This window comes from Trabulsiella guamensis ATCC 49490 (assembly GCF_000734965.1).
Lineage (GTDB): Bacteria > Pseudomonadota > Gammaproteobacteria > Enterobacterales > Enterobacteriaceae > Trabulsiella > Trabulsiella guamensis.
Genome location: NZ_JMTB01000095.1, coordinates 42,131 through 55,743, shown reverse-complemented (window position 1 = coordinate 55,743; position 13,613 = coordinate 42,131). Strand labels below are relative to the sequence as shown.

Sequence of the window (13,613 nt, the reverse complement as noted above, 5' to 3'; positions counted from 1 at the left end):
CGATGCCTGGGATAAGAGGAATCAGAATTGGGCGCTTTTTAAGCCGGAAAGGGGCGATATGCAAAGAAATGATACAAAAATCCCCTCAGATGAGGGGATTTTGCGTAGCGGCTTAGCGCATGGTGACGAACTCTTCCGCCGCCGTCGGGTGGATAGCGACGGTGTTGTCGAAGTCTTTCTTGGTGGCACCCATTTTCAGCGCCACCGCGAAGCCCTGCAGCATTTCGTCCATACCGAAACCGATACCGTGGATGCCGACAATCTTCTCTTCCGGACCGACGCAGACCAGCTTCATACGGCATGGCTGGCGGTGAGTGGTGACGGCGGTATACATGGCGGTGAAGGAAGATTTGTAGACCTTCACGGCATCGTCGCCATACTGCTCGCGCGCCTGCGGTTCAGTTAACCCCACGGTGCCGATCGGCGGGTGGCTGAAGACCACGGTCGGGATGTTGCTGTAGTCCAGATGCTCATCCGGCTTGTTGTTAAACAGGCGCTCAGAGAGGCGACGACCGGCAGCCACCGCCACCGGCGTCAGTTCGACAGCACCAGTGTTATCGCCCACGGCGTAGATGCCCGGAACACTGGTGTTCTGGAATTTATCGACAACAATGTAGCCTTTGTCGTTGGTTTTCACGCCGGTGACGGCGAGATTGAAATTGTCAGTGGCTGGTTCACGACCAATCGCCCAGATCAGGCTGTCGACGGTCTGGCTGCGACCATCTTCCAGTTCCAGCGTCAGGCTGCCATCGGCGTTTTTCACGACCGCTTTCGGGATCGCGTGGGTATGCAGCGTCGGGCCTTCGGCGGCCATCACTTCGACCAGTGTTTCGGTAATTATCGGGTCAAAAGAACGCAGTGGCGCGTGTTTGCGCACGAACAGGTGCGTTTCAGCGCCCAGACCGTTAATCACGCCAGCCAGTTCAACGGCGATATAGCCTGCGCCGACGACGGCAACGCGCTTCGGCAGTGCTGGCAGGGCGAAGAAACCATCAGAATCAATACCATACTCGACGCCCGGAATGTCCGGGTGACTCGGGCGGCCGCCAGTGGCGATCAGAATGTGGTCTGCGGTCAATGTTTCACCGTTGACTTCGATGGTTTTCGCATCGACGAAACGGGCAAAGCCTTTGATGACATCAACCTTGTTTTTGCCCAGCACGTTGTCGTACGAGGTATGAATACGATCGATATAGGCGCTACGGCTGCCGACCAGTTTCTGCCAGTCAAACTGGTTAATGGTGGTGTCGAAACCGTAATCCGGGCCATACATATGGATAGCTTCACGGATCTGCGCCGCATGCCACATCACTTTTTTCGGCACGCAGCCGACGTTCACGCAGGTGCCGCCCAGCTCTTTCGCTTCGATCAGCGCACACTTCTGGCCATACATGGCCGCACGGTTGATGGAGGCGATACCGCCGCTGCCGCCGCCGATAGCGATGTAGTCATAATGCTTGCTCATGGGTCTTATCCTTAATGTCTGATTGCCGCGATTGTATACCTGAAATCAATAGCTTCCACCTATGACTGCGATTACTCAGGCACGATCCAGTTCACGGAGGTATGCCCGGTGCCGGTCGGCACCAGTTTGCGATGCAGCCATGGCAGCACGTTGTTCATCTGCTGCTCCAGCTTCCATGGCGGGTTGATAACAATCATGCCGGACGCGGTCATACCGCGCATGTCGCTGTCCGGGCGCACCGCCAGCTCAATCTGCAGCATACGGCGAATACCGGTGGCTTCCAGCTCTTTAATCATGCGTTTGATTTGCGCACGCAACACCACCGGATACCACAGCGCGTAGGTGCCGGTAGCAAAGCGTTTGTAGCCTTCGCTGATGCCGGTGACCACCGCCTGATAATCGGTTTTGATTTCATACGGTGGGTCGATGAGCACCAGACCTCGCCGGGAAACCGGCGGCAGTTTGGCTTTCAGTTGCTGGTAGCCATCCGCTTTTTCTACCCGTGCCCGTTCGTCTTTCTGGAATTCAGATCGCAGTAACGGGAAATCGCTCGGATGTAGTTCGGTGAGCTGCAGGCTGTCCTGCTCGCGCAGCAACTGACGGGCGATCAGTGGCGAGCCTGGATAGTAGCGCAACTGGCCGCTGCGGTTAAAATGCTGCACCACGCCAATGTAGGACGCCAGTTCGGCCGGAAGATCATCCTGCTGCCAGATGCGGGCGATGCCTTCCAGATATTCACCCGTGCGTTCCGCATGCTCGCTGCTCAGCTGATAACGCCCGGCACCAGCGTGAGTATCAAGATAGAGAAACGGTTTCTCTTTCTCTTTCAGCGCGTCGATGATCAGGCTCTGAACGGTGTGTTTGAGAACGTCGGCGTGGTTGCCTGCGTGGAAGCTGTGGCGATAACTGAGCATGAAGATAAAATTCCGGAAATGAAAAAACGATTTGCGACAGTTTATCGCAGATCGGGTCAGATTACCCGCAGGCTGGTAAGCGGTTATCCAGGCCGACGGCATTGAAATCCTCTACACTTGACCCCATGCTAGATCGCAACGTAAAAGCGCCGGACTGCGCGCTTCACTCAAACAATTAACAGGACAGCGCTTATGACCAATCCATTACTTACGCCTTTCGTCTTACCGCCCTTTTCCCGCATTTTGCCCGAGCACGTGGTGCCCGCGGTGTCGAAAGCGCTGGATACGTGTCGCGAGGCGGTAGAAAGCGTGGTCGCGCAGGGCGCGCCGTATACCTGGGATAACCTTTGCCAGCCGCTGGCCGAAGCCGATGACCATCTGGGGCGCATCTTCTCGCCCGTGAGCCACCTGAATTCAGTTAAAAACAGCCCTGAGTTGCGTGAAGCCTACGAACAAACCCTGCCACTGCTCTCTGAATACAGCACCTGGGTCGGTCAGCACGAAGGGCTCTACAACGCTTACCGCGATCTGCGCGATGGCGATCATTATGCCGGGTTGAACACCGCGCAGAAAAAAGCGGTCGATAACGCGCTGCGTGATTTTGAACTGTCCGGCATTGGTTTGCCGAAAGAGAAACAAAAACGCTACGGCGAAATCGCCGCGCGCTTGTCCGAGCTCGGCAATCAGTACAGCAATAACGTGCTCGACGCTACCATGGGCTGGACGAAGCTTATCACCGATGAAAGCGAACTCGCGGGGATGCCGGAAAGCGCGCTGGCGGCAGCTAAAGCGCAGGCCGAAGCTAAAGAGCAGCAGGGCTATCTGCTGACGCTGGATATCCCGAGCTACCTGCCGGTGATGACCTATTGTGACAACCAGTCGTTGCGCGAAGAGATGTATCGCGCCTATACCACCCGCGCTTCCGATCAGGGTCCGAATGCGGGCAAATGGGACAACAGCCCGGTGATGGAAGAGATCCTCTCTCTGCGTCACGAACTGGCGCAACTGCTGGGCTTTGAAAGCTACGCCTTTAAATCGCTGGCGACCAAAATGGCGGAAAACCCGCAGCAGGTGCTCGACTTCCTGACTGATCTGGCGAAACGCGCTCGTCCGCAGGGGGAGAAAGAGCTGGCACAACTGCGTGCGTATGCCAAAGCCGAATTTGGCGTGGACGAACTGCAGCCGTGGGATATCGCGTATTACAGCGAAAAACAGAAACAGCATCTCTACAGCATCAGCGATGAGCAACTGCGTCCGTACTTCCCGGAAAACAAAGCGGTAAACGGTCTGTTCGAAGTGGTGAAACGCATTTACGGCATCACCGCCAGAGAGCGCACCGACATCGACGTCTGGCACCCGGAAGTGCGTTTCTTCGAACTTTATGACGACAACAACGAACTGCGCGGCAGTTTCTATCTCGACCTTTACGCCCGCGAACACAAGCGTGGTGGCGCGTGGATGGACGACTGCGTCGGTCAGATGCGCAAAGCGGACGGCTCGCTGCAAAAACCGGTGGCTTACCTGACCTGTAACTTTAACCGCCCGGTGAACGGCAAACCGGCGCTGTTTACTCACGACGAAGTGATCACCCTGTTCCATGAATTCGGTCACGGGCTGCATCATATGCTCACCCGCATTGAAACCGCCGGGGTATCGGGCATTAGCGGTGTGCCGTGGGATGCGGTCGAACTGCCGAGCCAGTTCATGGAAAACTGGTGCTGGGAGCCGGACGCGCTGGCGTTCATTTCCGGTCATTATGAAACCGGCGAACCACTGCCGAAAGAACTGCTGGATAAAATGCTGGCGGCGAAAAACTACCAGGCGGCGATGTTTATTCTGCGCCAGCTGGAGTTCGGTTTGTTCGATTTCCGCCTGCATGCGGAATATAGCCCGGCACAAGGGGCGAAAATCCTCGAGACACTGGCAGAAATCAAGAAACAGGTCGCCGTGGTGCCTGGCCCGGCCTGGGGCCGTTTCCCGCACGCGTTCAGCCACATTTTCGCCGGCGGTTATGCGGCGGGTTACTACAGCTATCTGTGGGCCGACGTGCTGGCGGCGGATGCCTACTCCCGTTTCGAAGAAGAAGGTATTTTCAACCGCGAAACCGGACAGTCATTCCTCGACAATATTCTGACCCGCGGCGGTTCAGAAGAGCCGATGGATCTGTTCAAACGCTTCCGTGGCCGTGAACCGCAACTGGATGCGATGCTTGAGCATTACGGGATTAAAGGTTAAGCGTGACGTGAAAATCTGCTTAATTGACGAGACAGGCGCCGGAGACGGCGCCTTATCTGTTCTGGCGACCCGCTGGGGGCTGGAGCATGATCCCGATAACCTGATGGCACTGGTCTTAACGACAGTGCATCTGGAGCTGCGTAAGCGCGACGAGCCAAAACTCGGCGGCATCTTTGTTGATTTCGTCAGCGGCGCGATGGCGCACCGGCGCAAATTTGGCGGTGGTCGCGGCGAAGCGGTCGCTAAAGCGGTGGGCATTAAGGGCGATTATCTGCCGGATGTGGTGGATGCCACGGCAGGCTTAGGGCGCGATGCCTTTGTCCTGGCGTCAGTGGGCTGCCGGGTGCGGATGCTGGAGCGAAACCCGGTGGTCGCGGCACTGCTCGACGACGGATTAGCGCGCGGCTACGCAGACCCGGAAATCGGCCCATGGTTGCAGGCGCGTTTGCAACTGATTCATGCCTCAAGCCTGACAGCGCTGACTGACATTACGCCGCGTCCGCAGGTGGTGTATCTCGACCCGATGTTTCCGCACAAGCAGAAAAGCGCGCTGGTGAAAAAAGAGATGCGGGTATTTCAGTCACTGGTAGGGCCGGATCTCGACGCCGATGGGTTGTTATTGCCGGCGCAGCGTCTGGCGACAAAGCGTGTGGTGGTAAAGCGCCCGGACTACGCGCCACCACTGGCAGACGTCGCGACGCTAAACGCGGTGACCACCAAAGGCCACCGCTTCGATATTTATCCCGGTTCCCCGTAGGCCCGTTACGCCTGTTCTGATGGCGTATTGATCATCTTGTTCAGCCACGGCACCAGAATCGCCATGATCACCGTCACCGCCAGCGTCACCAGCCCAATTTTGCTGAACACGCTGGTGTATATCGGCAGTGTCTGCAGCGGGTCGGTGATGTTTTCCGGCACGGCGGTGAAGGTTGCGACATAACCGCCGAGCAGGAACGCCGCTGCCTGCGTCAGGAACCACATCCCAAGAATGAAGCCCATCAGGTGTTGCGGCACCAGCGCGGCCACCATTGCCAGCCCCAGAGCGCTGATCAGCAGCTCGCCGAGACTCTGGAACAGATACACCAGCACAACGAACCACGGCGACGTCAGGCCCTGTGGATCAGCAAACCACATGCCTGCGGCGGCAGCCGTCAGGAAGCCGAGCGCGCACAGGAACATGCCGAGAGTAAATTTCATCGGCATGGTGAGGTCTTTGCCACGGCTGCCCAGGCGGGTATAAATCGCCGCCAGCACCGGGCTCGCCACCACCACCCAGAACGGGTTCAGCGCCTGGAAACTGACCGGGTTGATAGTGAAGCCGAGGATTTCATGGTGCACGTTGTTGATAGCGAAGAAATTCAGCGAGGTCGGCATTTGCGCGTAGAGGATATAAAACAGCACCGCTTCGAGCATCAGGATGAAAGCGACAATCATCTTATTGCGGCCAGTTTTGTCCAGGCGGAACGCTTCGCGGAAGAAGAAAATCGTCACCACGATGGAGAGCACGATCAGCACCAGGTTGGCGATTTTCACGTTATGCATCAGCCAGGCGCAGAGAAACACCATCGCTACCGTGCCGATCAGCACCAGCAGCAGATTTTTGATATTCATCGGCAGGTGATCGGGTTCTGAACCGATATCTTTCACCATCCCACGGCAGGCGAAATAGACCAGCAACGCCACAATCAGCCCGGCGCCACACAGATTGTAGGTCACCGCGTAGCCGAACTTGTCAGCAATCACCGGTGCCAGTGACAGCGACAACAGCGAACCAATGTTGATGGACATATAAAACAACGTAAAAGCGCCATCGAGACGCGGATCTTTCGGCGGGTAGCATTTGGAGAGCAGACTGGCAGGGTTAGCTTTAAACAGCCCGTTACCGACGGCAATTGTCCCCAGCGCAATGAAAATCAAATCCGGCTTCAGCAACGACAGTCCGGTCATGAAATAACCGATTGCCAGCACTACGGCGCCCAGCACCAGCGTGCGTTTCGTGCCAAGCAGGTGGTCGCCGACATAACCGCCAATAGAGATCAGGCCGTAAACCAGTGCAGCAAAGGCGCCAAAGGTGATAAATGCCTGTTCCTGCGAAAAGCCCAACTGCTTCACGAAAAAGACCGCCAGGATGCCCTGAACGCCGTAGTAACCAAAGCGTTCCCACAGTTCGACAAAGAAGATCATGAAGAAAGGGCGAGGCTGTTGCATTAATCCCACGGAGGGAGATGTGTTCATGTTCTGTCGTCCTTATTAACCAACCCATAAAAGTATGAGCGCTTGCCTATAAATGCGCGAAGTTTGCATCTGTTGAAACACAATGCTGTTATATATCGAGGTAATAGATTATTCGATTGACTAATGGCGAAACAACAAATAGATCACACTAATTATCATCTGGTGATCAAAACATTATTTCTGTTCAAGGGGCGTAAAAATGAAAAAGCCCGCACGAGGCGGGCATCTGGCGGCAAGCAAACGATTAATCGTCTTCTTCGTCACGTAACGGGACGATCAGCATATCAACGTGAACGGTATTGATAAGCTGACGTGCGGAGGACATTAGTTTGCTCCAGAAGTCCTGGTGGTGACCGCATACCACCAGATCCATGTCATATTTTTTGATAGCATCAACCAGCACCTGACCCAGGTCGCCGCTGCCGCTCAGGGTTTCCGTGATCGGATAGCCCGCGTTGGTGGACAGCTCAGTCAGCGCGTGGTGGGTCTCCTCAGAAATGCGTTTTTGCATATCACCCAGATTGACGTCGATAAGGCCGGTGTAGAGATCGGAGTAATTCACATCAACATGAATCAGGGAAACTTTCGCGTTGTACGGGCGCGCCATCGAGACCGCTTTGTCTACCAGTACTTTACTTTCTGGTGACAGGTCTACCGCGATAAGAATGTGTCTGTAAGCCATAGTGTTACTCCTTCCTTAAGTTATCGATGACTAATTTTAGTAAACAACTCCACCTTAAAACGACCCACAAGTTACGTCAATGTGACTTGCTTACCAATTAGTTAATCAAATTTATCTGCCGGGGGTATTGATAACGGTTAACCTTGTGGTAAAAAATTTAACTCATCTCCTACACTATTTAATAAGCCGGTTAGACATTATTTTGTGACCGGCTTCGCACTCTTTCACTGAACTGGTCTGGGTATGGGGAGCGGTAGTCCTGGGGGTTACCCTGTGGGCGGGTCGCCGGGGAGGAGTTATGATCAGCACTGTTGCGCTGTTTTGGGCCCTGTGTATCGTTTGTGTCGTGAATATGGCGCGTTACTTCTCATCTTTACGCGCACTATTAGTGGTTCTGCGTGGTTGCGATCCCTTGCTCTATCAGTATGTAGACGGTGGTGGATTCTTCACTTCACATGGTCAGCCCGGAAAGCAAATGCGCCTGGTGTGGTACATCTACGCGCAGCGCTACCGCGATCATCATGACGAAGAGTTCATCCGCCGTTGTGAGCGTGTACGCCGTCAGTTTATTTTGACCAGCGCGCTCTGTGGTCTGGTGATGGTGAGTCTGATTGCGTTGCTGATTTGGCACTGAGGCGAAGAAAAAAAACGGGCCAGTTTCCTGACCCGTTTACTTGTGCAGCCTGAAGGCGCTTAGATGAGCTTCAGCGAAATCCAGTACAGCACGCCAGACAGGATAATCGATGCCGGCAAGGTAAAGACCCAGGCCATCAGAATGTTGGTCACGGTTTTCCTTTGCAGTCCGCCGCCATCCACGATCATCGTCCCCGCCACGGAGGAGGAGAGTACGTGAGTGGTGGAAACCGGCATCCCGGTGTAACTGGCAAGACCGATGGAAACCGCGGCCGTCATCTGGGCTGACATACCCTGCGCGTAGGTCATGCCTTTCTTACCAATCTTTTCACCGATGGTGGTCGCCACACGACGCCAGCCGATCATCGTACCGATACCCAGCGCCAGCGCGACCGCCATGATGATCCACACCGGCGCGTATTCAACGGTGCTCAGCATGTCGGTTTTCAGTTTCTTCAGCAGACGCAGATCTTCGCCATTCACTTCCGGCAGCTTCGCCACTTTGTCGGTAGTATCAGAAATGCACAGCAAAATGCGGCGCAACTGGCTGCGTTGCTCAACGGAGAGTTTATCGTAGCTTTCGATATTGGTCAGCAGGCCTTTGGTACGCTCCAGCGCATTAATGGTGTTGGCCGGGTGACAGTGAAATTCTGCGTTAGCCGCGACACCAGGCTCTGGCGACGGGATTAGCTGTTCAGCACCAACCGCTTTGGTCAACAGTTCAGGGCGCTGCTGGAAGAAGAGCTCCACGTTGTTGACAGCATCACGGGTACGCGTAATTTCGTAGCCAGAGGCGTTCATATTAACCACGAACCCTGCCGGCGCCACGCCAATTAACACCAGCATCACCAGACCAATGCCCTTCTGACCATCGTTCGCGCCATGCGAAAACGACACGCCGATGGCAGACACGATCAGCGCGATACGCGTCCAGAATGGCGGCTTTTTCTTACCGTCTTTCTTTTCACGTTCCGCAGGGGTCAGGTGAATGCGTGCCTTCTTTTTTGTGTTGCTCCAGTAACGGCGCAAGATAAAGATCAGGCCGCCCGCGAACACCAGCCCGACGATGGGCGAGAGGATCAGGGAAGCAAAAATGCTGATAACTTTAGGAATGTTCAGCGCATCCACCACCGAGGTGCCGGTCATCAACGCATTGGTCAAACCAATCCCGATGATTGCGCCAATCAATGTGTGTGAACTTGATGCCGGAAGACCAAAATACCAGGTACCGAGGTTCCAGATAATCGCCGCCAGCAGCATGGAGAACACCATGGCGAGACCATGTGCAGACCCCATGTTCAATAAGAGATCGGTCGGCAGCATATGCACAATCGCATAAGCCACGCTCAATCCACCCAGCAGTACACCGAAGAAATTGAAAATCGCAGCCATCGCGACCGCCAGTTGCGATCGCATTGCGCGCGTATAAATCACTGTAGCAACTGCGTTTGCGGTGTCATGGAAGCCATTGATCGCTTCGTAAAACAGTACAAAACCCAGAGCAAGCAATAATAACAACCCGGTATGAAAATCCAGGCCGGTAAACAAATGTAGCATAGGACGTTACGCCATTTTGAGGACATGAACGCGGCGCATTATCAGGGACATTCGCGGCGCGGGCAAAGCGAAATATAGACTTTTTTTGATTTGCTTTCATGTAAGTCAAATCACTGTCAAGAATTATCCTATATATTTCAAAGTACTACTTATATGACAGAATTTTTACGCTGGTGCGACCAGCAGGGAATATTTACAATTCCCGACATTCAAAAGTGAGGATTGTCGTGTGGAAAGGTTTGATGCCATTGTGGTAGGCGCCGGTGCGGCGGGGATGTTTTGCGCAGCGCAGGCGGGGCAGGCGGGTAGCCGCGTGCTGCTGGTCGATAATGGCAAGAAGCCGGGCCGCAAGATTCTGATGTCCGGCGGCGGTCGCTGCAACTTTACCAACCTGTACGTTGAACCTGCCGCTTATCTCTGCCAGAACCCTCATTTCTGCAAATCAGCGCTGGCGCGCTACACCCAGTGGGATTTTATCGATCTGGTAGGAAAGCATGGCATTGCCTGGCATGAAAAAACGCTGGGGCAGTTGTTTTGCGATGATTCCGCAGAGCAAATCGTGAGCATGCTGGTGACCGAGTGCGAAAAGGGCAACGTCACGCTGCGCCTGCGCACCGAAATCCTCAGTGTTGAACGCGACGACGACGGCTACACGCTGCAGTTGAATGGCGAGACAGTAACGGCGAAAAAACTGGTGATTGCCAGCGGTGGGCTGTCGATGCCAGGTCTGGGTGCCACACCATTCGGATATAAAATCGCTGAGCAGTTCGGCCTCAAGGTGCTGCCGACGCGGGCGGGTCTGGTGCCGTTTACCCTGCATAAACCGTTGCTCGAACAATTGCAGGTCCTTTCCGGCGTATCGGTGCCCGCGGTAATCACCGCCGAAGATGGCACAGTCTTTCGCGAAAACCTGCTCTTCACCCACCGCGGGCTTTCCGGCCCGGCGGTGCTGCAAATCTCCAGCTACTGGCAGCCTGGTGAGTTCGTCAGCATCGATCTGCTGCCCGACAGTGATCCGGATGCCTTCCTCAATGAGCAGCGCGAGGCGCACCCCAATCAGAGCCTGAAAAATACGCTGGCGATGCAACTGCCAAAACGGCTGGTAGAGTGTCTGCAGCAGCTCGGGCAGATCCCTGACGTCACGCTGAAACAGCTCAACATGCGCGACCAACAAACGCTGGTGGAAACACTCACCCAATGGCGCGTCCAGCCTAATGGCACCGAAGGCTATCGCACCGCCGAAGTGACCCTTGGCGGCGTCGACACCAACGAACTCTCCTCCCGCACCATGGAAGCCCGCAACGTGCCCGGCCTCTATTTCATCGGCGAAGTGATGGACGTCACCGGCTGGCTCGGCGGCTACAACTTCCAGTGGGCATGGTCGTCCGCCTGGGCATGTGCGCAGGCGCTGGTGGAAGCCTGAAATGATAACCTCCGGCAATGCGGGTTCTTTCCTGCGCCCGTAGCGTATATGATGTTGCCGACAAGCCTTTCCACTCTTTCGCCCGGAACGCCATGAAAGCACCACAAACGTCTATTGCTGAGTCTCTGACCCAACGCCTCGCTAACCGCATGATCCACGGTGATCTTAAACCGGGGCTGGCGCTGCCTGGCGAAAATGAACTGGCGATGGCGTACGGTGTCTCACGCACCTCGGTGCGTAATGCATTGCAGTTTCTGGCGGCGAAAGGGCTTATCTCCATTCAGGCGAAAAAACGTTCGATGGTAAACCCACGCGAACTCTGGAACCTGCTCGACGCCGATATGCTCACCTGGCTGGCAGAAGGCGAGATGGATCCACAACTGGTGGAACAGCTGATGGTGACGCGTCTGGTCTTTGAACCGAACGTCGCCACGCTCGCCGCGATGAACGCGACCGGGCACGATCTGGCGGCGATGGAAGATGCGCTCCAGCTCATGCGTCAGGGGCAACTCAATGCGAAGGGCGATGTGTTTGAAGAGGGCGACATGGCGTTTCACCATGCCCTGCTGCGTGCCACCCATAACCCGTTTTTGTTGACGCTTGGCAATGCGCTGTCGGCGGCGATGGCGCTTTCATTCCGCCAGACGCTGGAAAAAGATGTGCGTCAGACCCGAACGGCGGTGGACGACCATTATCTCTTGCTGGAAGCCATTCGTCTCAAAAAGCCCGACCAGGCGCGCCAGCAAATGCGCACTATTCTTCTGAATGCCGCGCGCAAGCGCATCTGGCAGGATCGTCCTGAGATGTTCGATCTGATCGTCTGATCCCCTGTTGATGTAATTTCGATCTGCTTCACAGATCGCGATTTCCCTTTGCTCTAGCATTCTTGTATTACAAGATTAATTTATTTGTATTACATGATATGAAAAACAACTGGATCGCCATCGACTGGGGTACGACTAACTTTCGTGCCTTTCTATTGGAAAATAATCAGGTTATTGATTCTCTGTCTGAGCCCTGTGGCTTGCTGTCAGTACAGGAAGCGCAGTTCGCGGCCGCCTTGCAATGTCTGCTGTCACCGTGGCTTGCAGCAACACCTCATCTGCCGATCGTCATGGCCGGGATGGTCGGTTCGCAGCAGGGCTGGAAAAACGTGCCTTATGCATCGCTGCCTGCTGGCGCTGGCGATCTTTTTGACGGCTCCTGTACCTTTCAGACGCCGTGGGGTAGCCCGGCGTGGATCATTCCTGGCGTGAATGGCACCAGCCGCTATGGCCAGCCGGATGTGATGCGCGGCGAAGAGATCCAGTTATTGGGTCTGGTGGCGATGCATCCGGCGGAAAACCACCTTGCCCTGCTTCCTGGAACGCACAGCAAACACGCCCGGATGCACCACGGCGAAATTATCGATTTCTCCACTTTTATGACCGGAGAGTTGTTTTCCCTGCTGTGCAAACAATCGCTGTTGGGTCGCGACCTGCCGCAGCAAGTTCCGCACGATGCCAGCTTTGTCTTCGGCGTCGAAACCGCCTCTCAGAACACCCCGTTCAGCCACCTGATTTTTTCTGCGCGCACGCGCCGCCTGATGGGTGACGTGGCAGCGGAACACATCCACAGCTATCTCTCCGGTTTGCTGATTGGTTACGAACTGGCGGAGGTTGATGTCGCAGTGCCTGCGTGGGTGGTGGGATCGCCCGCACTGACGGCGCGTTATCTACGGGCGGCAGAAGTTACTGGACTGACGCTGACCGCCGTGGATGGCGACAGCTGTTTTTTACGCGGCCTTGCCCTGCTGCGTTCACTGATTCAGGAGAAAACATCATGAACCCGGAACATTTTTATGCCCGCTGGCAGGATGAGCCGCTGCCACTGATTGCCATTCTGCGGGGCATCACGCCGCCCGATGCGCAGCATGCTGCGGAGATATTGCTCTCATGCGGCTTCCACTGGCTGGAAGTCCCGCTTAACAGCCCGTCGCCGTACGAATCCATCCGCCTGATGTGCGATGCGGTCAACGGTCGGGCATACGTTGGCGCGGGCACGGTACTGACGACAGAACAGGTCGATCGCGTGGCGGAGTGCGGCGGGCAACTGATTATTTCCCCCAACTGCGACAAACAGGTGATTCGCCATACCCGTGAGAGAGGGCTGCTCAGCCTGCCGGGGATCATGACCCCCAGCGAGGCGTTTGCCGCGCTGCACGCCGGAGCCAGCGCGCTGAAATTCTTTCCTGCCGAACAGGTTTCGCCCGCACTGGTGAAAGCTTTCCGCGCGGTATTACCGGCTGATGTCGCCTGTCTGCCGGTAGGCGGTATTCAGCCGGACGCACAGCAAATGCAGAGTTACGTCCAGGCAGGCGCGAACGGTTTCGGGCTCGGTGGCGGTTTGTATCAGGCAGGAATGAGCATGACGCAACTCCGTGCCTGTGCAATGGCCTATCAGCAGGCCTGGCGCAGCGTCGGGGAGTAA

The 13,613-nt window shown here is 55.6% G+C and carries 12 protein-coding genes; 7 read left to right on the top strand and 5 right to left on the bottom strand.

What is annotated here, in order from left to right; all coding sequences use genetic code 11:
* Nucleotides 1–112: 112 nt before the first annotated feature.
* Both gorA and GTGU_RS15815 read right to left on the bottom strand, forming a co-directional pair.
* Complete coding sequence (gorA, locus tag GTGU_RS15820; RefSeq protein ID WP_038159054.1) at nt 113–1,465, bottom strand: glutathione-disulfide reductase; 1,353 nt, start codon at nt 1,463–1,465, stop codon at nt 113–115.
* A 71-nt stretch (nt 1,466–1,536) separates the two neighbouring features.
* Nucleotides 1,537–2,379, bottom strand: a complete 843-nt coding sequence (locus GTGU_RS15815) for a 23S rRNA (adenine(2030)-N(6))-methyltransferase RlmJ (protein ID WP_038159192.1) — start codon at nt 2,377–2,379, stop codon at nt 1,537–1,539.
* Between the two features lie 192 nt (nt 2,380–2,571).
* On the opposite strand from GTGU_RS15815, the gene prlC reads away from it, so the two are divergent.
* Nucleotides 2,572–4,614, top strand: a complete 2,043-nt coding sequence (gene prlC, locus GTGU_RS15810) for an oligopeptidase A (protein WP_051857372.1) — start codon at nt 2,572–2,574, stop codon at nt 4,612–4,614.
* A 7-nt stretch (nt 4,615–4,621) separates the two neighbouring features.
* Nucleotides 4,622–5,371, top strand: coding sequence for a 16S rRNA (guanine(1516)-N(2))-methyltransferase RsmJ (rsmJ, locus tag GTGU_RS15805; RefSeq protein ID WP_038159046.1), 750 nt, complete (start codon nt 4,622–4,624; stop codon nt 5,369–5,371).
* A gap of 5 nt (nt 5,372–5,376) precedes the next feature.
* Here the strand turns inward: rsmJ and dtpB are convergent, their stop codons facing one another.
* On the bottom strand, nt 5,377–6,849 hold the full coding sequence (gene dtpB, locus GTGU_RS15800) for a dipeptide/tripeptide permease DtpB (RefSeq protein ID WP_038159043.1): 1,473 nt from the start codon (nt 6,847–6,849) through the stop codon (nt 5,377–5,379).
* Between the two features lie 244 nt (nt 6,850–7,093).
* Nucleotides 7,094–7,531, bottom strand: coding sequence for a universal stress protein UspA (gene uspA / locus GTGU_RS15795; RefSeq protein ID WP_038159040.1), 438 nt, complete (start codon nt 7,529–7,531; stop codon nt 7,094–7,096).
* Between the two features lie 298 nt (nt 7,532–7,829).
* Between uspA and uspB the strand changes: the two genes are divergently transcribed.
* Complete coding sequence (gene uspB, locus GTGU_RS15790) at nt 7,830–8,165, top strand: universal stress protein UspB (RefSeq protein ID WP_038159037.1); 336 nt, start codon at nt 7,830–7,832, stop codon at nt 8,163–8,165.
* A 59-nt stretch (nt 8,166–8,224) separates the two neighbouring features.
* Here the strand turns inward: uspB and pitA are convergent, their stop codons facing one another.
* Complete coding sequence (pitA, locus tag GTGU_RS15785; RefSeq protein WP_038159034.1) at nt 8,225–9,721, bottom strand: inorganic phosphate transporter PitA; 1,497 nt, start codon at nt 9,719–9,721, stop codon at nt 8,225–8,227.
* A gap of 229 nt (nt 9,722–9,950) precedes the next feature.
* Between pitA and GTGU_RS15780 the strand changes: the two genes are divergently transcribed.
* The 4 genes from GTGU_RS15780 (at nt 9,951) to GTGU_RS15765 (ending at nt 13,613) form a co-directional block, all read left to right on the top strand.
* Entirely contained in the window at nt 9,951–11,144 is a 1,194-nt protein-coding gene (locus tag GTGU_RS15780) for a BaiN/RdsA family NAD(P)/FAD-dependent oxidoreductase (RefSeq protein WP_038159031.1), read from the top strand.
* Between the two features lie 92 nt (nt 11,145–11,236).
* Nucleotides 11,237–11,968: a FadR/GntR family transcriptional regulator gene (locus GTGU_RS15775; RefSeq protein ID WP_038159027.1), complete on the top strand. Its 732-nt coding sequence runs from the start codon at nt 11,237–11,239 to the stop codon at nt 11,966–11,968.
* 98 nt (nt 11,969–12,066) lie between these two features.
* Nucleotides 12,067–12,969, top strand: a complete 903-nt coding sequence (locus tag GTGU_RS15770; RefSeq protein WP_038159025.1) for a 2-dehydro-3-deoxygalactonokinase — start codon at nt 12,067–12,069, stop codon at nt 12,967–12,969.
* Nucleotides 12,966–13,613 carry a 2-dehydro-3-deoxy-6-phosphogalactonate aldolase gene (locus GTGU_RS15765; RefSeq protein ID WP_038159022.1) on the top strand — a complete coding sequence of 216 codons (648 nt, stop codon included), beginning with the start codon at nt 12,966–12,968 and terminating at the stop codon, nt 13,611–13,613. Before GTGU_RS15770 ends, GTGU_RS15765 begins: the two co-directional genes overlap by 4 nt.

Excerpts from the sequence above, each read along its gene's own strand:
- GTGU_RS15770 (WP_038159025.1), top strand. The coding sequence starts at position 12,067 with ATGAAAAACAACTGGATCGCCATCGACTGGGGTACGACTAACTTTCGT.
- pitA (WP_038159034.1), bottom strand. The coding sequence starts at position 9,721 with ATGCTACATTTGTTTACCGGCCTGGATTTTCATACCGGGTTGTTATTA.
- GTGU_RS15775 (WP_038159027.1), top strand. The coding sequence starts at position 11,237 with ATGAAAGCACCACAAACGTCTATTGCTGAGTCTCTGACCCAACGCCTC.
- prlC (WP_051857372.1), top strand. The coding sequence starts at position 2,572 with ATGACCAATCCATTACTTACGCCTTTCGTCTTACCGCCCTTTTCCCGC.
- gorA (WP_038159054.1), bottom strand. The coding sequence starts at position 1,465 with ATGAGCAAGCATTATGACTACATCGCTATCGGCGGCGGCAGCGGCGGT.
- uspB (WP_038159037.1), top strand. The coding sequence starts at position 7,830 with ATGATCAGCACTGTTGCGCTGTTTTGGGCCCTGTGTATCGTTTGTGTC.
- GTGU_RS15815 (WP_038159192.1), bottom strand. The coding sequence starts at position 2,379 with ATGCTCAGTTATCGCCACAGCTTCCACGCAGGCAACCACGCCGACGTT.
- GTGU_RS15765 (WP_038159022.1), top strand. The coding sequence starts at position 12,966 with ATGAACCCGGAACATTTTTATGCCCGCTGGCAGGATGAGCCGCTGCCA.
- dtpB (WP_038159043.1), bottom strand. The coding sequence starts at position 6,849 with ATGAACACATCTCCCTCCGTGGGATTAATGCAACAGCCTCGCCCTTTC.
- uspA (WP_038159040.1), bottom strand. The coding sequence starts at position 7,531 with ATGGCTTACAGACACATTCTTATCGCGGTAGACCTGTCACCAGAAAGT.